Genomic DNA, 22,097 nt, shown 5'->3' with positions numbered 1-22,097 from the left:
TGAGATCAAAATGCCATTACCCATGGCAAATCCCATGAGGCTTCTATACTCGACATGGTAGGTCATCGCCTCTGGCAGTGACGTGGCTCTATGACGGGATACGCTATGGAATGGCTGGGCCAGTATTTTTTCACCGACCTTCCAGACAGCGGGCATTTATTGCTCAATTGCAGTCATAACCCCTTTCTGGTGCTACTGGCGTACCTGGTTGCCTGCGCAGCGGGGTTCGGCACCCTGGACATGGCCGAACGCGTCGGCCATGTAGAAGACCCCACCGCCCGCCGCCACTGGCGCTGGCTGGGAGCGGGCTGCCTGGCGGGCGGGATCTGGTCGACCCATTTCATCAGTATGCTGGCCTTCCAGGCCCCAATCGCCATTCATTACGAATTGCTCACGACGTTTGCCTCGCTGTTGATCGCCCTGATCGCCTCGCTGTTCGCCATGAAAACCCTCAGTCATGCCCATCTGCGTTTGCACCAATACCTGCTGGCTTCGGTATGGATAGGGCTGGGCATCGCGCTGATGCATTACGTGGGCATGGCGGCGATGCGCTCCCAGGCGCAGGTGTACTTTGAATCGCGGTTGTTCATGGCCTCGGTGGCGATTGCCATCGTTGCCAGCCTGGCGGCGTTGCTGCTGTCCAGTTACCTGCGCAACGGTGCCGGGGTGTTTCACCAACTGCTCAAGTACGCCGCCAGCCTGGTTCTTGGCGCGGGGATCCTGAGCATGCACTTCACCGGCATGGCGGCCATGCAAATGTTGGTACCCAGCGGCGCGGACCTGTCATTGCCGGTGGACAACAATCCGGTTCAACTGGGCCTGTCGGTGGCGGTGATTACCCTCTTGGTGATCGGCAGCGGTGTCAGCGCAGCTCTGGCAGACAAAAAACTGCAGCACAAGGAACGTGACCTGCGCCGGGTCAATGCGCTGCTCAGCGAACTCGACCAGGCCCGCGCCTCACTGCAACAAGTGGCCCATTTTGACGCACTGACCAACTTGCTCAACCGCCGTGGTTTCAATCAGATCTTCGCGGAGAAAGTTGCAGAAAAAACCCGAAGCCAAGGCATGATGGCGGTGATTTTCCTCGACATTGACCACTTCAAGCGCATCAATGACAGCCTCGGCCATGACGCTGGCGACCAGTTGCTCACGGTGCTGGCCGGGCATATCAAGGGCTCGATACGTAGCCGTGAGGATGTGGTCGCACGGTTTGGCGGCGATGAGTTCTGCATCCTGATCAATATCCATCACCGTGACGAAGCGCGGCACATGGCCCAGCGCATCATGCAGAAAATGAAAGAACCCATCGAACTGGCCGGCCGCCGCATGGTGATGACTACCAGCATTGGTATCAGCCTGTTCCCCGACGATGGCCACACCTGCGAAGAACTGCTGAAGACCGCCGACCTGGCGCTGTACCAATCCAAGGACACCGGGCGCAACAGCCTGAACTTCTTCAGTTCCAACCTGAAAACCCGCGCCTCCCTGGAACTGCAACTGGAAGAGGAGCTTCGTGCCGCATTGCGCGCACGCACCGAACTGGTGTTGTTCTATCAACCGATCTTCGACATGAAACTGGGCAAGGTCACGCGTCTTGAGGCACTGGTGCGCTGGGAACATCCCCAGCATGGGTTGCTGGCCCCGGACCGGTTTATCGGGATCGCCGAGAACAATGGGCTGATCGCCGAGTTGGACCACTGGGTATTGCGCCAGGCCTGTCACGACCTGAGCCTGTTGTCTGACCGGGGCTACACCGAGCTGACCATGGCCGTGAACTGCTCGGCCCTGAACCTGGCGCGGGACGAACTGGCCGATGAAATCGAAGACGCCCTGCGCTTTGCCGGCGTGGCGGCCAACCGCCTGGAGCTGGAAGTCACCGAAAATGCGCTGATGGGCAATATCAGCAGCACCCTGGCGCTGTTGCGGCAAATCCGCGCCCTGGGGGTCTCCCTGGCGATCGATGATTTCGGCACCGGCTACTCATCCCTGGCCTATCTCAAGCGCCTGCCGCTTAACACCTTGAAGATTGATCGCTCGTTTATCCAGGACATCCCCAAATCCACCGCAGACAGCGAAATCGTCCAGGCGATTATCGGCATGGCCCACACCCTGCACTTGCAGGTGGTGACCGAAGGCGTGGAAACCCAGGCGCAGTTTGAGCTATTGCTCAAGCACGACTGTGACTTCATCCAGGGTTACCTGCTCAGCCCGGCGGTGCCGTTCAACGACATCATCGGTGTGATGCAAGGCATTGCGATGCGCAATCCGCTCTACCCCTTCAGCGTGGAAGGCAATAAAGACAGCACGCCCACCAAAGACCCTGCGCCAGTGCGAATCGGCCCGCCGTCTATTGTCAGGCCAATTCGCTGAAGCCCAAATCAGAATGCTGGTGGTGCGACGACTGCAATCGCCAGTGCCATGGCACACATGGAAACAATTCTTCAGCGGTTTCCCGGCGGCCTGAACTGTTCCCGTGACGTTTACGTCACCCTAGGCTGTGACCTTTCTCTACGGCAAGGTGCCATCACTGGCAACGCGGTTACTCCGCTACACACTTATGGGGACAGAAAAGGCGCACCTTTTTCGCGCACTCCATTCTTACGCCGCCCTTTCCTGGATCAGAATCCAAGGCGAGACCACCACCGCCCACAGGCTTGGATCACGCTCCACCAAGTCCAATGCCCGCGTTGCAGACACTTCGCCAAGGCTCCCTGAAGCCAGCCAGGCGGCGACTTTATCACGGTTGTCTTCAGCCATTCCCTCGGCTGCTTCGATCAAATCCAGTCCGGCATCGACCCACAATAGGGCACCCTTGGCAAAGAACGGCTCTAGCTCCTTCCAGGAAATTTCAGCGGTTTCACCGAGCAGCTTGGCATAGAGGGTGCTAGGTTCTTGCGTCATGGGAGTTCACCTGAGTAAAAAATCGGCGCAATCATAGCCTTCTGACTCAGGCAGAAAAACCCAGTAGCAAATGAGGTAGCGATTGAAAGGGCCGGGAAAGACAGGGAACACCTTGAAAACGGGTGTAAGCCCGCCGCAATTCTGTCTTTTTCTTTCATTTAAGCGACACGCTCAGGTTTTGCCCCCCGTTGCCAGCTTTTCAATTGATCAACCGGCGCTCTACACTGTACCGGTACAGTTGCCAGGGCAATACCGGGGGGATATCCGCGATATCTGATCCGGTTCTGCAGCTCACAAGGCCGCTAGAACTATAAAAAATACAACAGTAAGAGTGGAGCACTATGAATAAGGCTACTAAGCAGATTTCCAAACTGTTTGCCGCTATGGTCCTGGCTGGGGTTGCCGGCCATTCGTTCGCAGCCGACACCATCAAGATCGGCATCGCCGGTCCCAAGACCGGTCCGGTAACGCAATACGGCGACATGCAATTCATGGGTGCCAAGCAAGCCATCAAGGACATCAACGCCAAGGGCGGCGTGGATGGCAAAATGCTTGAAGCCAAGGAATACGACGACGCTTGCGATCCAAAACAAGCGGTCGCCGTAGCCAACAAAGTGGTCAATGACGGTGTCAAGTTCGTAGTCGGCCACCTCTGCTCCAGCTCCACTCAGCCAGCGTCGGATATTTATGAAGACGAAGGCGTCATCATGATTACCCCGGCTGCCACCAGCCCTGAAATCACTTCCCGTGGCTACAAGCTGATTTTCCGCACCATTGGTCTGGACAGCGCACAAGGCCCGGCAGCCGGCAACTACATCGCCGACCACGTGAAACCGAAAATCGTTGCGGTACTGCACGACAAACAGCAGTACGGTGAAGGCATCGCTACCGCCGTGAAAAAGACCCTCGAAGAAAAAGGCACCAAGGTTGCCGTCTTCGAAGGCTTGAACGCCGGCGACAAGGACTTCTCCTCGATCATCCAGAAACTCAAGCAAGCCAACGTCGACTTCGTCTACTACGGCGGCTACCACCCTGAGCTGGGCCTGATCCTGCGCCAGGCCAAGGAAAAAGGCCTGAACGCCAAGTTCATGGGCCCAGAAGGTGTCGGCAACGACTCCATCTCGCAAATCGCCCAAGGCGCTTCCGAAGGCCTGCTGGTGACCCTGCCGAAATCCTTCGACACCGACCCTGCCAACAAAGCCATCGTTGAAGAGTTCACCAAGAACAAGCAGGACCCAACCGGTCCGTTCGTGTTCCCGGCGTACTCCGCGGTTGAAGTCATCGCCGGCGGTATCGCTGCCGCGAAGAGCGAAGACACCGCCAAAGTGGCTGAAGCCATCCACGCCGGCACCTTCAAGACCCCTACCGGCGACCTGAGCTTCGACGCCAAGGGCGACCTGAAGGACTTCAAGTTCGTGGTCTACGAATGGCACTTCGGTAAACCAAAAACCGAAGTTTCCCCTCAGTAAGCCAGGCGTTACTGGTCAACAAGCCCACTGTGCAAGCAGTGGGCTTTGTTTTACGAGGTTTATGGGCCATGTCACCCGCGATCCGGGCGCTGGCTCACCTGAAAATCTTAAAACCGTCACCAGCGGTTCGCTGGCAAACGCTTCGTGCAACCTGGTCACAGAACAGGGCACCGAGCCGGAAATGACTCCACCAGTGAAATGCGTATCGGGTTTTTAGGAGCGCTGTAATGCCTGAGATCTATCATTTTTTCCAACAGCTGGTTAATGGCCTGACCATTGGCAGCACCTATGCCTTGATAGCCATTGGCTACACAATGGTTTACGGCATCATTGGAATGATCAACTTCGCCCATGGCGAGGTATACATGATTGGTTCCTATGTGGCCTTCATCGCCCTTGCCGGGCTGGCCATGATGGGGATCCACTCCCTGCCGCTGTTGATGACCGCTGCGTTCCTGGCATCGATCATCGTGACCAGTGCCTATGGCTACAGTATCGAGCGGGTTGCCTACCGTCCCTTGCGTGGCAGCAACCGTTTGATCCCGCTGATTTCCGCCATCGGCATGTCGATTTTCCTGCAGAACACCGTATTGCTGTCCCAGGACTCCAAGGACAAGTCCATTCCCAACCTGATCCCGGGGAGCATCTCCTTCGGCCCAGGTGGTGCACAAGAAGTGCTGATTTCGTACATGCAGATTCTGGTTTTCGTGGTCACCCTGGTGGCCATGCTGGGCCTGACCCTGTTCATTTCCCGCTCCCGTCTGGGGCGCGCCTGCCGGGCCTGCGCCGAAGACATCAAGATGGCCAACCTGCTGGGCATCAACACCAACAACATCATCGCCCTGACCTTCGTCATTGGTGCTGCGCTGGCGGCCGTGGCGGCCGTGTTGCTGAGCATGCAATACGGCGTGATCAACCCCAACGCCGGTTTCCTGGTGGGCCTCAAGGCCTTTACCGCAGCGGTATTGGGCGGCATCGGCAGCATTCCGGGCGCCATGCTCGGCGGGCTGGTGCTGGGTGTGGCCGAAGCCTTTGGCGCCGATATCTTCGGCGACCAGTACAAGGACGTCGTAGCGTTCGGCCTGTTGGTTCTGGTGCTGTTGTTCCGTCCGACCGGCATCCTGGGCCGTCCGGAGGTTGAGAAAGTATGAGCAGATATCTTAAATCGGCGTTTTTCAGCGCCTTGCTGGTATGGGCCGTGGCCTTCCCGGTACTCGGCCTCAAGCTGAGCATTGTTGGCATCAACCTGGAAGTGCATGGCACCGGGCCCGTGACCCTGACCGTCATCGCCTTGTGTTCGGTGCTGATGTTTCTGCGCGTGCTGTTCACCCAGCAGGTCGGTGCCTTGTTCAAGGGCAACCGTGCTCCGTTGGTGTCGCCCAAGGTCAGCCAATTCCTGACCCTGCCGCGCACCCAGCGCTACATCATCATCGGCCTGATTATCGCCGCGCTGATCTGGCCGTTCTTCGGCTCACGCGGTGCGGTCGACATTGCGACGCTGATCCTGATCTACGTGTTGCTGGGCCTGGGCCTGAACATCGTGGTGGGCCTGGCCGGCCTGCTCGACCTTGGTTACGTGGGCTTTTACGCCGTGGGTGCCTACACCTACGCGCTGCTCTCGCACTACCTGGGTTGGAGCTTCTGGATCTGCCTGCCGCTGGCCGGCATGGCGGCCGCTACGTTCGGCTTCCTGCTGGGCTTCCCGGTGCTGCGCCTGCGCGGTGACTACCTGGCCATCGTGACCCTGGGCTTCGGTGAGATCATCCGCCTGTTCCTGCGTAACCTAACCGATATCACCGGTGGGCCCAACGGTATCAGCAGCATTCCCAAGCCAACGTTCTTCGGGCTGTCGTTCGACCGCACCGCCGCTGAAGGTATGCAGACCTTCCACGAGTACTTCGGGATCGCCTACAACCCGGTCAGCAAAGTGGTGTTCCTGTACCTGGTGGCGCTGCTATTGGCGTTGGCGGCACTGTTCGTGATCAACCGTTTGCTGCGCATGCCCATCGGCCGTGCGTGGGAAGCGTTGCGCGAAGATGAAATCGCCTGCCGTGCCCTGGGCCTGAACCCGACCATCATCAAGCTTTCCGCGTTCACCCTGGGCGCCGCGTTCGCCGGTTTCGCCGGCAGCTTCTTCGCTGCGCGCCAGGGCCTGGTTACCCCGGAGTCGTTCACCTTTATCGAGTCGGCGATCATTCTCGCGATCGTGGTATTGGGTGGCATGGGCTCGCAACTGGGCGTGATCCTGGCGGCGATCGTGATGATCCTGCTGCCGGAAATGATGCGTGAGTTCAGCGAATACCGCATGTTGATGTTCGGCGCCATGATGGTGCTGATGATGATCTGGCGCCCTCAAGGCCTGCTGCCCATGCAACGTCCACACATGGAGCTGCGCAAATGAGCCGCGAGATCCTGAAAGTTGAAAACTTGAGCATGCGCTTCGGCGGCTTGCTGGCGGTCAATGGCGTGGCCCTGACCGTGAAAGAGAAACAGGTCGTGGCGCTGATCGGCCCCAACGGTGCCGGCAAGACCACGGTGTTCAACTGCCTCACCGGCTTCTACAAGCCGAGCGGCGGCAGCATCCTGCTGGACGGCCAACCGATCCAGGGCCTGGCGGGTCACGAGATCGCTCGCAAGGGCGTGGTGCGTACCTTCCAGAACGTGCGGTTGTTCAAGGACATGACCGCAGTCGAGAATCTGTTGATCGCTCAGCATCGTCACTTGAACACCAACTTCTTCGCGGGCCTGTTCAAGACCCCAGCGTTCCGCAAGAGCGAGCGCGAGGCCATGGAATACGCGGCGTACTGGCTGGACAAGGTCAACCTGACCGAGTTTGCCAACCGCCCGGCAGGCACCCTCGCCTACGGCCAGCAGCGTCGCCTGGAAATCGCCCGTTGCATGATGACCCGCCCGCGGATCCTCATGCTCGACGAACCTGCCGCGGGCCTGAACCCCAAGGAAACCGAAGACCTCAAGGCGCTGATCAGCGTGCTGCGTGAGGAAAACAACGCCACGGTGCTGTTGATCGAACACGACATGAAACTGGTCATGAGCATTTCCGACCATATTGTGGTGATCAACCAGGGCACGCCGCTGGCCGACGGCACGCCGGAGCAGATCCGCGACAATCCTGAAGTGATCAAAGCCTATCTGGGGGAAGCGTAAAATGTTGCAGTTCGAAAACGTTTCCACGTTCTACGGCAAGATCCAGGCCCTGCACGACGTCAATGTCGAAGTGCGCCAGGGTGAGATCGTCACCCTGATCGGCGCCAACGGTGCCGGCAAATCCACCTTGCTGATGACCCTGTGCGGTTCGCCGCAAGCCTACAGCGGCAGCATCCGCTACATGGGTGAAGAGCTGGTGGGCAGGCACTGCGCCGAAATCATGCGCAAGAGCATTGCCGTGGTACCGGAAGGCCGCCGCGTGTTCTCGCGCCTGACCGTGGAAGAGAACCTGGTCATGGGCGGGTTCTTTACCGACAAGGGCGACTACCAGGAACAGATGGACAAGGTGCTGCACCTGTTCCCCCGCCTCAAGGAACGCTTCAGCCAGCGCGGCGGCACCATGTCGGGCGGCGAGCAGCAAATGCTCGCCATCGGCCGGGCGCTGATGAGCAAGCCCAAGCTGTTGCTGCTGGACGAGCCCTCCCTGGGCCTGGCACCGATCATCATCCAGCAGATCTTCGATATCATCGAACAGCTGCGCAAGGACGGGGTGACGGTGTTTTTGGTGGAGCAAAACGCCAACCAGGCATTGAAAATCGCTGACCGGGCCTATGTGCTGGAAAACGGCCGGGTGGTGATGCAGGGCACTGGCGAGCAACTGCTGACGGACCCGAAGGTGCGAGAGGCATATCTGGGAGGTTAAAACCCGGTTACTGAGTAAACTGGATCTAAATGTGGGAGGGGGCTTGCCCCCCGATAACGGTATATCAGTCACATGTCCTGTGCCTGACACACTGTCATCGGGAGCAAGCCCCCTCCCACATTTTGTTTTGCGTAACTTGAAAAAAATTCGACTGGTTTTGTAACGAACTCAATCCCCCTCTCTCTAGTGGTGCAAGCAGGCAATCAAGCCTGCGCATTCGACCACTGCTGGAGACACACCATGACCACCAAACTGTCCGCCGCCACCCTCGTCCTCGCCCTGGGTTCGGCCCTGAGCCTGTCTGCCCTGAGCACCACTGCCCACGCAGCCGATGACATGCAGAAATGCTTCGGCGTGGCTGAAGCCGGCAAGAACGATTGCGCCGCAGGCGCCGGCACCTCTTGCGCCGGCACCTCCAAAACCAAGGACCAGGCCAATGCCTGGAAGCTGGTCCCCGCCGGTACCTGCACCAAGACCCCAAGCACCACCTCGCCGACCGGCTTCGGCCAGGAAACCGAATTCACTGCCAAATCCTGAAACCTTGTGCAGCCTGAGTACTGATGATGACGCCTACATCCCCTTACACGGTCTCACCGACTCAGGTGCCCGGCCTGCCCTTGCGGGCCGGGCTGGGGTTGAAGACCGAGCACTTTACCCAAGTGCTTGAGACCGGCCCTGATATCGGTTTTTTTGAAGTACACGCCGAAAACTACATGGTGGCCGGTGGCCCGTTTCATCACTACCTGGGATTGATCCGTGAGCAGTACCCGCTGTCGTTGCACGGCGTGGGCCTGTCCATCGGCGGCGAAGCTGCCCTGGATCGCGAACACCTGGCACGCTTGGCGACGTTGATCGAGCGCTATCAACCCCAGTCTTTTTCCGAACACCTGGCCTGGTCCAGTCACGGCCCGGTGTTTCTCAACGACTTGCTGCCGCTGGCTTACGACGCCACCACTCTGAGCCGGGTGTGCGCACATGTTGACCAGGTGCAGAGCACACTCAAGCGGCCGATGCTGCTGGAGAATCCCTCGACCTACCTGCAGTTCCAGCGCTCTACCCTGGATGAAACCGACTTCATCAGCGAGGTAATCCGCCGTACCGGTTGCGGCCTGCTGCTCGACGTCAACAATGTCTACGTATCCTGCATCAATCACCAGCGCGATCCATCGGCCTACATCGACGCCCTGCCCTTGCACGCAGTGGGGGAGATTCATCTGGCCGGCTTTGCCGAAGACACAGACAGCCTGGGCGACCGCCTGCTGATCGATGACCACGGCGCGCCTATCGATAACGCCGTGTGGCAACTGTACGAGCACGTGCTGGCGCGGACCGGTCCGGTAGCTACGTTGATCGAGCGGGATAACCAGGTGCCGCCCTTCAGCGTATTGCAGGCCGAAGCCCGGCAGGCTGAAAGCTATTTGTCGCAGGTGGCCCGATGAGCCTTCAACAGGCATTCGCCCACGCGCTGCTGACGCCGGACGCAACCTGCCCCGAGGAGGTGTTCAGCAGCAACGGGGCCGACCCGGCGAGTCGCTTCGCGGTGTATCGCAATAATGTCCACAGCGCGTTGATAAATGCGCTCGTCGCCGCCTATCCGGTGACGCGGCAACTGGTTGGCGATGAGTTTTTCCACGCCATGGCCAGCCTGTATGTCCAGGCTCACCCGCCCACCAGCCCTTTGATCAGCGAATACGGCAGCACGTTGGCAGCGTTTATCCAGCGCTTCGAACCGGCCTCAAGCGTGCCATACCTAGCAGATATCGCTCGGCTGGAGCACCTGCGGGTTCGGGCTTATCACGCGGCGGATCGCCAGGCACTGGATCAGCACAGCGTGCTCCAACAACTGCAAGGCTGCGCGCAGCTGGGGCAATTGCGGGTGCGACTGCATCCATCCCTCGAAACATTGGAATCTCCCTACGCGATCGTGTCGGTTTGGGCTGCGCACCAGACCGACGGGGTTATCGCCACCTTGAACCCATGGTACGCCCAAGGCGCGCTGGTCCTGCGCCACGGGTTGGCGGTCAAGGTGTTCGCCATCGACAGCGGCTCGGTGACGTTTATCAACCGCCTCAACCAAGGCGCCGGGCTGGAGTTGGCCATCGCTGACGCCCTTGAAGCCTCAGCCGAATTCGACTTGCACCAATGTCTCACGCTGCTGATCAGCCACGACGCCATTACTCATTTGCATCTGCCACCCAAGGTATCGCCATGAACACTCCCGCTCCGTGCCTGGTAAAACGAACCGTCGCACTGTTTGAAAAAATCCCCTACAGCCTGATCGCGTTTATTGCGCGCTTCTCCATTGCCGCAGTGTTCTGGAAATCCGGGCAGACCAAGGTCGAAGGCTTTGCCATTGACGTGATCAGCGGCACATTCCAAGTCGGTGAACCCAAGCTCGCCGCCTCGACACTCTGGTTGTTTCGCAGCGAATATCAGTTGCCCCTGGTGCCGCCGGAGGTGGCCGCGTACCTGGCAACCTTTGCCGAGCACTTTTTCCCGGTATTGATCCTGCTGGGGTTTGCCACACGCTTCTCGGCCCTGGCCCTGATCGGCATGACCTTGACCATTCAGTTGTTCGTCTACCCTGACGCCTACCCCACGCACGGCACCTGGCTCGCGCTGTTGTTGCTGTTGCTCGCCAAGGGGCCAGGCCGCTTGTCCATCGACCACCTAATGGCCCGTCGCTTGCGTTAAAGCCGATCCAGCGCCTCGCCGCTGCGCCGGAACCAATCCACCAGGTAATCGACCAGCACCTGGGTGCGTCTCGGCAGGCCCCCCTGGTAGGGATGAACCAGGTACATCGGCATTCGGCGTGTCTGATAGTCGCGCAGGATCCAGCGCAATCGCCCATCGGCCAACTCCGTCGGCAACACGTAGGACGGCAGGCGGGCGATACCGGCGCCCACCAGGGCGGCTTTTTTCAGCAGGTTGTAATGGTTGGAGGCAAACGTGCCGCTCACCCGCACTCGCAGTAATTCATGCTGCTGGTGATACAACCACTCCTCACGACCGCTGTAGTGACTGTTGAGCAAGCAGCTGTGCGTCGACAGGTCCGCCGGGGTCAGCGGTTCGCCATGCTGCTCCAGATACGCCGGGCTGGCGCAGGTCACCTCGTGCCAGGCCAGTAAAGGCTTGGCGACCAGGCGTTCATTTTCGATGGCAGCCGCGCGCACGCCCAAGTCAAAGCCATCGCGCGCCAAGTCTCGGTAGCTGTTGTTAAGCTCCAGCTCGATCTGCACCTGCGGATATTGCCGGGAAAACTCCAGCAACAAGCCATCGAAGAAGGTTTCGCCCAGCGACACCGGCACGGTCATACGCACAGGGCCGGCCAAATCATCCTTGAGCCGCGCCAACGCCTGCCGCGCGCGTTCTACCTGTACCACCAGCGCTTGTGCCTGGGGCAGCAACGCCGCGCCGGCCGCGGTGAGGCTGAGCTTGCGGGTGGTGCGGTGCAACAGCACCACGGCAAACTGCGCTTCCAACTGGCTGATGCGCTTGGACAACTGCCCTTTGCTGCAGCCCAGCTGTTCGGCCGCCACGGTGAAACTGCCCGCTTCGATCAGCACAGCAAAGGCTGCCAGATCATCCATTTCGCTCATGGATTGTTTCCATTTGAAAACCAAAGGTTGCCTATTAGCGCGTTTATTCGCCTGAAAAGCCACACTAGACTGGACCTTCAGTTAACCCCCTGGAGGAACAGCACGATGAAAATCCTATTGATTGGTGCCAGCGGCACCATAGGTTCAGCGGTCAAGGCAGAGTTGGCGCAACGCCACGAAGTGATCAGCATCGGCCGTACCAGTGGCGACTTCCAGGTGGACATCAGCGATAGCGCCTCGATACGCAGGCTGTTCGAGCAGACCGGCAAGTTCGACGCTCTGATCTGCGCCGCAGGCAGTGTGAACTTCGTGGCACTGGGAGAGATGAGCGACAGCGATTTCGAACTGGGCCTGCGTGACAAGCTGATGGGCCAGGTCAACCTGCTGCTGATCGGACGCGAATACGCCAATGACGGTGCCTCGTTTACGTTCACCAGCGGCATTCTCAACCGCGACCCGATCCGTACCGGTGCCTCGGCCGCGCTGGTCAACGGCGCGCTGGATGCCTTTGTCAAAGCCGCGGCGATCGAGTTGCCACGGGGCTTGCGTGTCAATTCGGTGAGCCCGACAGTGCTGCTGGAAGCCATGGGCAGCTACGCTCCATACTTTCGTGGGTACAAACCGGTGCCTGGTGCAGATGTGGCGTTGGCCTACTCGAAGAGTGTCGAGGGCTTGCAGACAGGGCAGACCTTTATCGTGGGCTGACCTGCCAAAGAAGGTTCTCGGTACCTGCCACCTTTAGTGCAGGTACCGAGTTGCCCATTCCGCAGCCAAGTCTTTGGGCACGGCTACTCTTAAGCTGCCCCCCATAATCCCTTGAACGTGGCTGGTGTATAAACGGCGACCATCGATATAAAGCGTCATCTGCTTTCCGAAGGTCAGCGTGGTAATGGCTGTGGTACGCGCCTTGGCCTCTTCGCTTAACGTAATGCTGGCCGATACGGTATCCGCATTCAGATTGTGGATACTCTTGAGTTCAAGCGAGATCTCGGTGAAGTCATTAGCCGACGAATACTCCAACCTCGCGGCGTCCTCAGCAAACACCGAAACGCTGGCAAACAGCAGTCCATATGCGCTCCATTTATTTGTCATCGCAACGCTCCCAGGCAAAGTCATCAACCCTTGCATACCGCCCCCGTCCTTGCATCAGTAAAGGCTTAAAGGCTGACGTATGCCGCAGGTATTGGTTTCGAGCTGTTTACAGACTTGTGGTGCGACGCGAGGCTGCGTAACGTGGCGGCACTTGTTTTGGAGACCCGATCAATGCGCGCCGCCCGTACTCTTGCACTGTTTGCCCTGCTGCCCCTGTTCACCGCTTGCCAGATGTTCGAGAGCGAGCCGGCCAAACCGTCTACTGCCGGGCTGACCCGTATGCAGGGTGAGTTGACCGCTGTGGAGGGCAAATTGTTGTTCCAACCGTGCGGCGACAAACGCAACTATGTGGTCAACGACACCGGCGGCACCAGCATCCTGCAGGAAGCCGCGTCCCTGGCCGGCCAGCAAGGCGCGTTGTTTGCCGACCTGCGCGGCAAGTTTTCCGGGGTTGCCAGCGGCACCCAGGGTTCGCTCGACCTGCAACAACTCTATCGCGTAGAGCGCTCGACCTCAGCCTGCGACGATCCGGACTTCAAGCGCATGATCCTGCGCGCCAACGGCCATAAGCCGGCCTGGGCAATGAATGTCACAGCCAAGGGCATGGTGCTGGAACGCGAAGGCCAGCCACCGCTGGCGGTGCCCTACGTCGAAGAACAACTGGGCGATGGGCGCTTCAACCTGATGACCGAAGCCAATAACCAGCACATCGAACTGTGGGTGGCGCCCCAGCGCTGCGTCGACAGCGTGAGCGGCAGCCTGCAACACATGAGCGCCGAGTTGCGGGTGAACGGCCAGGTGCAGCGTGGCTGCGCGGCGTTTGGCGGCTCCCGGGACGACTGATTGTGCCTTGGGCTGTTTTAACCTGACGGAAAACCACCTTTGGGGCTTATAATCGCCGGTTTGCAAAACAGCCGGCCTCCTTGCCCGCCGCCTACCGGATCCTGTCATGTTACGAATCACCGAACTCAAGCTGCCCATCGACCATCCCGAAGAAGACCTGCGGCCTGCCATCGTGCAGCGCCTGGGCATCGCCAGTGATGACCTGCTCGATTTCACCCTGTTCAAACGCAGCTACGACGCCCGTAAAAAGTCGTCGGAGCTGTGCTTCATCTACACCGTCGACCTGAACGTCAAGGGCGAAGCCGCCCTGCTGCTCAAGTTTGCCGATGACCGCAACGTCAATCCCGCGCCGGATGTCAGCTACAAGGTCGTGGGCCAGGCGCCGGCAGGCTTGGTTGAACGGCCGATCGTGGTGGGTTTTGGCCCCTGCGGGATCTTCGCCGGGCTTCTGCTGGCGCAGATGGGCTTCAAGCCGATCATCCTCGAACGCGGCAAGGAAGTGCGCCAACGCACCAAGGACACCTGGGGCCTGTGGCGTAAAAGCGTGCTCAACCCCGAGTCCAACGTGCAGTTCGGTGAAGGCGGTGCCGGGACCTTCTCCGACGGCAAGCTGTACAGCCAGATCAAGGACCCGAAATTCCACGGCCGCAAAGTGCTGCACGAGTTCGTCAAGGCCGGTGCACCGGAAGAGATCCTCTATGTCAGCAAGCCGCATATCGGCACTTTCCGCCTGACCGGCGTGGTAGAGAACATGCGCGAGCAAATCATCGCCCTGGGCGGTGAAGTGCGCTTTGAACAACGGGTCACGGATGTGTTGATCGAAGACGGACAGTTGAACGGCGTGGTCATCGACGGCGGCGAGCAGATCCTTTCCAGGCACGTGATTCTTGCCCTGGGCCACAGCGCCCGTGACACCTTCCGTATGCTCCATGATCGCGGCGTGTACATGGAGGCCAAGCCGTTCTCGGTGGGCTTCCGTATCGAACACCCACAGTCGCTGATCGACGCCGCACGCCTGGGCAAATACGCAGGCCATCCGAAACTGGGCGCAGCGGACTACAAGCTGGTGCACCACGCCAAGAATGGTCGCTCGGTCTACAGTTTCTGCATGTGCCCTGGCGGTACCGTGGTGGCTGCGACCTCAGAACCGAACCGCGTCGTGACAAACGGCATGAGTCAGTATTCGCGTAATGAACGCAACGCCAACTCCGGCATCGTGGTCGGCATCACCCCCGAGGTGGATTACCCGGGCGGCCCGCTGGCCGGTATCGAGTTGCAGGAGCGCCTGGAGTCCCACGCCTATATCCTCGGCGGCAGCAACTACGAGGCACCGGCGCAACTGGTGGGGGACTTTATCGCCGGCAAACCGTCCACTGCCATCGGCAGTGTGGAGCCGTCCTACAAGCCCGGCGTGTCCCTGGGCGACCTGGCCCTGGCCTTGCCGGACTTCGCCATCGAAGCCATCCGCGAAGCGTTGCCGGCGTTCGAAAAGCAGATCAAAGGCTATTCGCTGCACGATGCAGTGTTGACCGGCATCGAGACTCGCACTTCGTCACCCTTGCGCATTACCCGCGATGAGTCGATGCAGAGCCTAAACGTCAAAGGCCTGTTCCCGGCCGGGGAAGGCGCGGGTTACGCCGGTGGGATTCTGTCGGCAGGTGTCGACGGGATTCGGATTGCCGAGGCGTTGGCGCGGGATATGTTGGGCATCGAAGCCTGAGAACACTGTAGTGAAAAATGTGGGAGGGGCTTGCTCCCGATAGCAGTGGTTCAGTCACAGTATTTTTGACTGACACACCGCAATCGGGAGCAAGCCCCCTCCCACATTTTGATTTGCGCCGGGTCAGATATTGGCGCGCAGGATCGTTTCGGGCAGCGACTCGCCCTGCTCGACACTCGCAGCCACCGCCGCGATCAAGCTCTCCAACTCATACCCCTGCCCCGCCAACCACGCCTGATCGTAATAGGTCGTGGCATAACGCTCGCCGCCATCACACAAGATCGCTACGATCGAGCCCGATTCTCCCGCCGCTTTCATCTGGTGCGCTGCTACCAACGCGCCGATCAGGTTGGTCCCGCTGGAACCGCCGACCCGTCGTCCCAAACGCCCAGCCAGGTAATGCATGGCCGCCAATGACAAGGCGTCTGGCACCTTGACCATCGCATCAATCACCGCCGGCAGAAACGACGCCTCGACACGCGGGCGACCAATCCCTTCGATTCGCGAACCACACTCCAGGCGCAGGCTGGCGTCGCCGCTCTGGTAGAAGTCGAAAAACACCGAGCGCTCGGCATCGGCACACAGCACGCGGGTGCAATGCTGGCGATAACGTACGTAGCGGCCCAGTGTCGCGGTGGTGCCGCCAGTGCCGGGGCTGGAAATCAACCAACTGGGCTCCGGGTGCTGCTCGAAGCGCATCTGCTGGAAGATCGATTCGGCAATGTTGTTGTTTGCGCGCCAGTCGGTAGCACGCTCGGCGTAGGTGAACTGGTCCATGAAGTGACCACCACTTTCCTGGGCCAGGCGTTCGGATTCGGCGTAGATCTGCGTCGGGTCCTGAACCAGATGGCTCTTGCCACCGTAAAAGGCGATCTGGGCGATCTTTTCCTGGGAGGTGGTGGCCGGCATGACGGCAATGAACGGCAACCCCAACAGGCGAGCGAAGTAGGCTTCAGAGATGGCTGTGGAACCGCTGGACGCTTCGATCACCGGGGCGCCCGGCTTGAGCCATCCATTGCACAGCGCGTACAAAAACAGCGAGCGAGCCAGCCGGTGTTTCAGGCTGCCTGTGGGGTGGCTGGATTCGTCCTTGAAGTACAACTCGATGCCGGGCAACCCAGGTAACGGCAACGGGATCAGGTGGGTGTCGGCGCTCCGCTGGAAGTCCGCTTCAATGATGCGAATGGCTTCGCGGGCCCAGGTACGGTGGTCGCTCATGGTGGACTCTCTAAGGTTTTCAGCCTGAATCTTAAGATGTTTCGTACACCTCACACAGATACAGTACCGACTCAATTTGACACACAACTGCTAGTCTTTTACGCATCTACAACCCGACTCATCTCTTATAACAAATAAGAATATAACTTTTGTTTTAACAACTAACTGTACGGGTTAGGGTACCCACCTATTGAACCTCAAATGGAGAGCATCCCTTGCCTCTGCGTAGCACTTTTACTCGTTTCTTCCAGCTGGAAGCCGCCAGTGGTCTGTTGTTGATCGCCGCTGCCGCTTTGGCGCTGATCATCAACAACTCACCGTTGTCGCACCTGTACAACGCGTTTCTCGATACACCTGTGGTTGCCCAGGTCGGCGCGTTGAAAATCGCCAAGCCGGCACTGCTGTGGATAAACGACGGCCTGATGGCTCTGTTTTTCCTGCTGATCGGCCTGGAGGTCAAACGCGAACTGCTCGATGGTCACCTCTCCAAGCCTTCCCAGGTTGTGCTGCCCGGCGCAGCGGCCATCGGCGGCATGGTGGTGCCTGCGCTGATCTACTGGGCGCTGAACAAGGACAACCCGGCCGCCCTCGCCGGCTGGGCGATCCCGATGGCCACGGATATCGCGTTCGCTCTGGGCGTGCTGGCACTGCTGGGCAAGCGCGTACCGGTGTCGCTGAAGTTGTTCCTGATGACCCTGGCAATCATTGATGACCTCGGCGCCATCATCGTCATCGCGCTGTTCTATTCCGCTGACTTGTCCGGCGCGTCCCTGGCGGGCGCGGGGGCTTGCTTGATTGCCTTGATTGCGATGAATCGCCTGGGCGTGATCAAGCTTGGGCCTTACCTGATCATCGGCCTGATCCTGTGGGTGTGCGTACTCAAGAGCGGTGTGCATGCCACACTGGCCGGTGTGACCCTGGCATTCTGCATTCCACTGCGCACCCGGAATGCCGAAACCTCACCGCTGCTGACCCTGGAGCACGCCCTGCACCCGTGGGTGGCCTACGCCATCCTGCCGTTGTTCGCGTTCGCCAATGCCGGGGTTTCCCTCACCGGCGTGAGCCTGGAGAGCTTCACCCATTCCGTGCCCATGGGCATCGCCGCCGGCCTGTTGATCGGCAAGACCATCGGTGTGTTCGGCCTCACTTGGCTGGCGATCAAGACGGGTATCGCGTCCCTGCCCAGCGGCGCCAACTGGGGTCAGGTTCTTGGCGTGGCTGTTCTGTGCGGTATCGGCTTCACCATGAGCCTGTTTGTCGGCTCCCTGGCGTTTGTGCCGGGTGCCAGCGAGTTTGCCGGTGAAGACCGCATGGGGATTCTGACCGGATCGATCCTGGCAGCCTTTATCGGGTATGCGGTGACGGCGATGGCGAGTCGCAAAAAAGCCTGAGCCCCTGGGAAAGCAGCATAAAAAAACCCCAACCGGTCACCCGGTTGGGGTTTTCTTTGCCCGATTACTTACCGCTTAGCGAGTAACGCGGCTGGTACCGTCAACGGTCATGATGCGTACGCGGTCACCGATGCGGAAGATTTCATTTTCCTGCACGGCTTGTACGTAGGCGCGCATGCTGCCGTCGTCTTCGCGCACGGTGATTTCCACGCCCTGGGTGCGGGTCAGGCCTTCTTCGGTGGCCGAGCCCAGCAGGCCGCCCGCGACCGCGCCGATTACAGCGGTGACGATGCTGCCACGGCCGCCACCGATGGCGCTGCCGCCAACACCACCGATGACTGCGCCAGCAGCGCCGCCGATTGGGGTCTTGGTGCCTTCGATTTTCACCGGACGCAGGGATTCGATGGTACCCATGCGCACGGTCTGAACGCGACGCGCCTCATCACGGGAGTACGAGTCGCCGGTCAGACTCGAGGCGCAGCCACCCAACAGCAATGACAGGGTGGTAAAGCAGGCAACTAGTAAAACGGACTTACGCATAGCATCAACTCCAAAGGACAGGTATTCATTAAACGCTGTGGCTTGGCGCCTGTCACGGCAAGCCGGGCAGAAAATTGCTTTCATTCAGCCTGAGTACAGACTGCCAGCACCAGAAAACACGACGAACGGTAGCCTGGCTGGGGGGACGCAACGGTGCCATCCGCTGCTTGATCATTGTAGCCGCACAATCAAAAGCGCCGAAGTCTCCTGAATAGAGACGTCGGCGCAATGGGCATGATTCAGGCGCAATGACGAAAGGTGACGCTCAGGGCGCCAGACGCTCGCGGATCCATTGAGCGTCTTGTACACGATAGTTGAGACGATCATGCAGGCGGCTGGCGCGGCCCTGCCAGAACTCGATGCGCTCGGGCAGCAAACGGTACCCACCCCAATGCTCGGGGCAATCGGGCTGGGTATCGCTGAAACGCTGTTCGGTGGCCTTGAGCAGATCGTGCAGCTCTTCACGGTCACGAATGACCCTGCTCTGCGGGGATGCCCAGGCGCCGAGGCGGCTGCCCAACGGGCGCATCTGGTAATAGGCATCCGACTCTTCAGGGGTGACCTTGACCACGCGCCCTTCAATACGCACCTGGCGTTCCAGGGTCGGCCAGAAGAACGTCATGGCCGCAAACGGCCGCGCCGCAAGTTGCTCACCCTTGGCGCTCTGGTAGTTGGTGAAGAAGGTAAAGCCCTGTGCATCCAGGCCCTTGAGCAACAGGATGCGACAGTGCGGGCGACCGTCCTGGTCGACCGTCGCCAGGGTCATGGCATTGGCCTCCACCGGCGGCTGTTCGGTTTTCACCGCGTCGCCAAACCATTGGTGGAACAACGCAAACGGCTCGCCGGGGGCCTGGGCCTCGCTCAAACCGTCCCGTGTGTAGTCACGGCGCATATCAGCCAGTGCCTGGGTCATGCGGCTTTATCCTTATGGTTCAACGGCTCAGTTTTTCGCCTGGTCGTTCGAAGCGGGTGCAGCAGCCTTGGCTTTGGTTGCAGCCGGCTTCTTCGCAGCAGGTTTGGCCGCGGCCTTTTTAGCCGCTGGCTTGGCGGCCGCTTTCTTGGCCGGAGCCTTCTTGGCTGGTGCTTTTGCCGCTGGTGCCGGGGCTGGAGCATTCTGCACGGCAACCATTTCAGCAACCGGTGGCGTCTTGCCCGAATTGTACTGGCTCAGCAGTGCAAGCATCGTTGTACGCTGAGTGAACATGATTTCCATGCGACGATTCAGCGCACGCCCCTGGTTGCTGTCGTTGGCGGCACGCGGCATAAGGTCGCCCATGCCACGCAGCATCAAGCGGTCCTGCTTCAAACCACTGAGGCTGAAGATCGAAGCAATCGACTGCGCACGCTCCTTGCTCAACGCCTGGCTCGCAGGAGCGCTGCCGGTGGCATCGACGTGGCCCAGAACCAGTACGGCGGTCTTGGGATCAGCCTCAACGGCCTTGGCCACACGAGTGAACGGGCCCAAAGTCACCGGCAGCAGCATCGCCGGACGCTTCGGGTTGTAGGAACCGTCTACCGGGGCAATCACGACCAGCACGTTGTCGCGACGCTCCAGTTGCAGCGAACTGCCCTTGATGGCCTCGCGCAGGCGTGGCTCGTAGTCGTCCAGCCAGGCTTGGGTGATTTTCGGGTCAGGCATTGGCACATTGGTCACGTCGACCTTGGCCAACGGCTTTGGCTTGCTTTCGAACGGCCACCACCAGCGGGGTTCGGCGTCGGTCTTGGCGACGACAGGTGCCGCGTCGGAAGTCGGGGTTGCGGCCTTCAGGTCGGCTTTCAGGTCGGCCTTGGCATCGGCGGCTTTTTCTTCGGCACTCTTGGTGGAGAACGGCCACCAGCTGTAGCCGGTATCAGCCTTGGCGGGCGAAGCAGGTGCAGCAGCAGCGGCGACAGGTTCAACAGGCTTGGCGCCAGCAGCTGGTTTGGCATCCGGCTTGGCGTCGGTTTGGGTCACTGCGTCCTTGGTCGCAGGCTTGTCCGATCCAAATGACCACCAATGCCCACCTTCGGCATCATTTTGTGGAGTTTGTGCGCAACCTGTAATAGTGAGGCATAGCGCCAGTGCCAAGGACTTGTTCGATAACATGAGATATCCACAAAATGAGAAAAAACCAGGGGGCCTGATGACCCGTTAAACAGACGCTTAAAGAACATTCAAGTTACAACATGTCGTTCAGCATCTTTTTATACTTGCCTTTGTAACAAAAAATTGTGAAACAGCAAGGGGTTTATAGACAACCGGCCAATATTCCGACCAACTTCTGCGCACGCGGGTCCATAAGTACGTAAGGGCCCAGGGTATTAGTCACAAAACCGAACGCTACATCATGTTCAGGGTCGGCAAAACCCACTGAGCCCCCTGCGCCGGGATGCCCGAAAGCACGTGGCCCGAGGCCGAACGTGGCATTGGGCAGCTGCGGTTGATCCAACATGCAGCCCAGGCCGAAACGGGTTTGGGTCAATAAGGTTTTATCCGGCCCAATACTGTGTTCACGGGTCAATTGTTCGAGCATGTCGCTTTCCAGCAAACTACCGTCCAACAAACCGCTATAAAACCCGGCCAGGCTGCGCGCATTACCGTGACCATTTGCCGCGGGCTGCTGCATGCGTCGCCATTCGGGCTTATTAGTACTGGTCAGAATAGACGGTGGATTGGCAAATGCCCGTGTGGTCATCGCCGCCGGTTCGCGCATCATTACTTGAAGTAACCGTTGCGCGGCCTCATCCCCCATATTGCCCTTGCTGCGCGCTATATGGGCCACCCGATAAAACTCTGCATCCGCCAGGCCAACGTGGAAGTCCAGCCCCAGCGGCCGTGCGACCCGTGCCACGATCGACTCACCCGGCCCGCGCCCATCGGCGCGGCGCAACAGTTCGCCGACCAGCCAGCCGTAGGTAATCGCCTCGTAGCCATGACCCTCGCCTGGTGTCCACCACGGCGCCTCGGCCGCCAGGGTGTCGACCATCAGTTGCCAGTCATACAGGGCTTCGGTAGGCAGCATTTCGCGGATGGCCGGCAGCCCGGCCTGGTGGCAGAGCAACTGGCGCAATGTGATCGCCTCCTTGCCCGCCGCCGCGAATTCCGGCCAGTAGTCAGCCACCGGTGCATCAAGCTTGAGCTTGCCCTCGGCCACCAGTTGCAAGGCAGTGACAGCCGTGAAGGTCTTGGTGCAGGAGAACAGGTTGACGATGGTATCACTGTGCCAGGCTTCGGCTCCGTCCTTGTCGGCAGTACCGGCCCACAGATCGACGACGGTTTGCCCGCCTATCTGGATGCACAGCCCGGCACCACGCTCCTGGGGATCATCGAACAATGCGGCAAAGGCTTCGCGTACCGCTTCGAACTGCAGCTCGTAATGACCCTGAATCTGCACCTGATTCCCCTCGCAAAGCACCATGAAAAGTGGCCGCCATTCTTTCAGCCATTGTGGGTTTTGTGAACCCGTCAACGACGAA

At 59.6% G+C, this 22,097-nt stretch carries 22 protein-coding genes; 14 read left to right on the top strand and 8 right to left on the bottom strand.

The features are described from left to right. Positions 1-105 precede the first annotated feature (105 nt). Entirely contained in the window at positions 106-2,370 is a 2,265-nt protein-coding gene (locus tag LJX92_RS06920) for a putative bifunctional diguanylate cyclase/phosphodiesterase (protein WP_148852571.1), read from the top strand. A 228-nt stretch (positions 2,371-2,598) separates the two neighbouring features. Here the strand turns inward: LJX92_RS06920 and LJX92_RS06915 are convergent, their stop codons facing one another. Then, positions 2,599-2,901 (bottom strand): DUF2288 domain-containing protein, encoded by a 303-nt coding sequence (locus LJX92_RS06915; protein WP_017735930.1) that lies wholly within the window; start codon positions 2,899-2,901, stop codon positions 2,599-2,601. 341 nt (positions 2,902-3,242) lie between these two features. Between LJX92_RS06915 and LJX92_RS06910 the strand changes: the two genes are divergently transcribed. From LJX92_RS06910 to LJX92_RS06870, 9 genes are all read left to right on the top strand, one after another. Next, the gene (locus LJX92_RS06910; protein WP_032877333.1) at positions 3,243-4,370 is read left to right on the top strand and encodes a branched-chain amino acid ABC transporter substrate-binding protein; all 1,128 of its coding nucleotides are present in this window, start codon (positions 3,243-3,245) and stop codon (positions 4,368-4,370) included. A 227-nt stretch (positions 4,371-4,597) separates the two neighbouring features. Next, positions 4,598-5,521, top strand: a complete 924-nt coding sequence (livH, locus tag LJX92_RS06905; RefSeq protein ID WP_003193535.1) for a high-affinity branched-chain amino acid ABC transporter permease LivH — start codon at positions 4,598-4,600, stop codon at positions 5,519-5,521. Beyond that, positions 5,518-6,771, top strand: coding sequence for a high-affinity branched-chain amino acid ABC transporter permease LivM (locus LJX92_RS06900; RefSeq protein ID WP_032877334.1), 1,254 nt, complete (start codon positions 5,518-5,520; stop codon positions 6,769-6,771). Before livH ends, LJX92_RS06900 begins: the two co-directional genes overlap by 4 nt. Further along, positions 6,768-7,535 carry a high-affinity branched-chain amino acid ABC transporter ATP-binding protein LivG gene (gene livG, locus LJX92_RS06895; protein ID WP_005785832.1) on the top strand — a complete coding sequence of 256 codons (768 nt, stop codon included), beginning with the start codon at positions 6,768-6,770 and terminating at the stop codon, positions 7,533-7,535. The genes LJX92_RS06900 and livG overlap by 4 nt, the downstream gene beginning before the upstream one ends. Position 7,536: 1 nt before the next feature. Further along, on the top strand, positions 7,537-8,238 hold the full coding sequence (locus LJX92_RS06890; RefSeq protein WP_228309485.1) for an ABC transporter ATP-binding protein: 702 nt from the start codon (positions 7,537-7,539) through the stop codon (positions 8,236-8,238). Between the two features lie 240 nt (positions 8,239-8,478). Next, positions 8,479-8,775 (top strand): DUF2282 domain-containing protein, encoded by a 297-nt coding sequence (locus LJX92_RS06885; protein ID WP_032877335.1) that lies wholly within the window; start codon positions 8,479-8,481, stop codon positions 8,773-8,775. 23 nt (positions 8,776-8,798) lie between these two features. Then, positions 8,799-9,677 (top strand): DUF692 domain-containing protein, encoded by an 879-nt coding sequence (locus LJX92_RS06880; RefSeq protein ID WP_228309484.1) that lies wholly within the window; start codon positions 8,799-8,801, stop codon positions 9,675-9,677. Further along, positions 9,674-10,450 carry a DNA-binding domain-containing protein gene (locus LJX92_RS06875; protein WP_228309483.1) on the top strand — a complete coding sequence of 259 codons (777 nt, stop codon included), beginning with the start codon at positions 9,674-9,676 and terminating at the stop codon, positions 10,448-10,450. Before LJX92_RS06880 ends, LJX92_RS06875 begins: the two co-directional genes overlap by 4 nt. Then, positions 10,447-10,932 carry a DoxX family protein gene (locus LJX92_RS06870; RefSeq protein ID WP_032877338.1) on the top strand — a complete coding sequence of 162 codons (486 nt, stop codon included), beginning with the start codon at positions 10,447-10,449 and terminating at the stop codon, positions 10,930-10,932. The genes LJX92_RS06875 and LJX92_RS06870 overlap by 4 nt, the downstream gene beginning before the upstream one ends. On the opposite strand, the gene LJX92_RS06865 is transcribed toward LJX92_RS06870, so the two are convergent. Continuing rightward, positions 10,929-11,837 carry a LysR family transcriptional regulator gene (locus LJX92_RS06865; protein WP_148852408.1) on the bottom strand — a complete coding sequence of 303 codons (909 nt, stop codon included), beginning with the start codon at positions 11,835-11,837 and terminating at the stop codon, positions 10,929-10,931. The two genes, LJX92_RS06870 and LJX92_RS06865, sit on opposite strands and share 4 nt — an antisense overlap. A gap of 105 nt (positions 11,838-11,942) precedes the next feature. Here LJX92_RS06865 and LJX92_RS06860 point away from each other — a divergent pair, with 105 nt between their 5' ends. Then, positions 11,943-12,542: a short chain dehydrogenase gene (locus tag LJX92_RS06860; protein WP_078820490.1), complete on the top strand. Its 600-nt coding sequence runs from the start codon at positions 11,943-11,945 to the stop codon at positions 12,540-12,542. A gap of 33 nt (positions 12,543-12,575) precedes the next feature. Here LJX92_RS06860 and LJX92_RS06855 read toward each other — a convergent pair whose 3' ends face one another. After that, entirely contained in the window at positions 12,576-12,965 is a 390-nt protein-coding gene (locus LJX92_RS06855; protein WP_228309482.1) for a hypothetical protein, read from the bottom strand. Positions 12,966-13,100: 135 nt separating this feature from the next. On the opposite strand from LJX92_RS06855, the gene LJX92_RS06850 reads away from it, so the two are divergent. Beyond that, positions 13,101-13,772 (top strand): COG3650 family protein, encoded by a 672-nt coding sequence (locus tag LJX92_RS06850; RefSeq protein ID WP_032877341.1) that lies wholly within the window; start codon positions 13,101-13,103, stop codon positions 13,770-13,772. Positions 13,773-13,878: 106 nt separating this feature from the next. Further along, complete coding sequence (locus tag LJX92_RS06845; protein ID WP_032877342.1) at positions 13,879-15,492, top strand: NAD(P)/FAD-dependent oxidoreductase; 1,614 nt, start codon at positions 13,879-13,881, stop codon at positions 15,490-15,492. A 123-nt stretch (positions 15,493-15,615) separates the two neighbouring features. On the opposite strand, the gene LJX92_RS06840 is transcribed toward LJX92_RS06845, so the two are convergent. Beyond that, complete coding sequence (locus tag LJX92_RS06840; protein ID WP_032877343.1) at positions 15,616-16,710, bottom strand: PLP-dependent cysteine synthase family protein; 1,095 nt, start codon at positions 16,708-16,710, stop codon at positions 15,616-15,618. A 215-nt stretch (positions 16,711-16,925) separates the two neighbouring features. Between LJX92_RS06840 and nhaA the strand changes: the two genes are divergently transcribed. Next, positions 16,926-18,101, top strand: a complete 1,176-nt coding sequence (gene nhaA / locus LJX92_RS06835) for a Na+/H+ antiporter NhaA (RefSeq protein ID WP_005785813.1) — start codon at positions 16,926-16,928, stop codon at positions 18,099-18,101. Positions 18,102-18,176: 75 nt separating this feature from the next. On the opposite strand, the gene LJX92_RS06830 is transcribed toward nhaA, so the two are convergent. From LJX92_RS06830 to LJX92_RS06815, 4 genes are all read right to left on the bottom strand, one after another. Further along, positions 18,177-18,641, bottom strand: coding sequence for a glycine zipper 2TM domain-containing protein (locus LJX92_RS06830; protein WP_003189251.1), 465 nt, complete (start codon positions 18,639-18,641; stop codon positions 18,177-18,179). A gap of 265 nt (positions 18,642-18,906) precedes the next feature. After that, positions 18,907-19,554, bottom strand: coding sequence for a pyridoxamine 5'-phosphate oxidase (gene pdxH / locus LJX92_RS06825; RefSeq protein ID WP_148852411.1), 648 nt, complete (start codon positions 19,552-19,554; stop codon positions 18,907-18,909). 27 nt (positions 19,555-19,581) lie between these two features. Further along, a complete protein-coding gene (locus tag LJX92_RS06820) occupies positions 19,582-20,727 on the bottom strand; it encodes an OmpA family protein (RefSeq protein ID WP_228309481.1) in 1,146 nt (381 codons plus the stop codon). 142 nt (positions 20,728-20,869) lie between these two features. Further along, complete coding sequence (locus tag LJX92_RS06815; protein WP_228309480.1) at positions 20,870-22,015, bottom strand: serine hydrolase domain-containing protein; 1,146 nt, start codon at positions 22,013-22,015, stop codon at positions 20,870-20,872. Between the last annotated feature and the right edge of the window lie 82 nt (positions 22,016-22,097).

This window comes from Pseudomonas sp. HN8-3, assembly GCF_020790195.1.
GTDB classification, from domain to species: domain Bacteria; phylum Pseudomonadota; class Gammaproteobacteria; order Pseudomonadales; family Pseudomonadaceae; genus Aquipseudomonas; species Aquipseudomonas synxantha_A.
The sequence above is the reverse complement of the archived record's forward strand: the minus strand, read 5'-3'. Positions and strand labels throughout refer to the sequence as shown.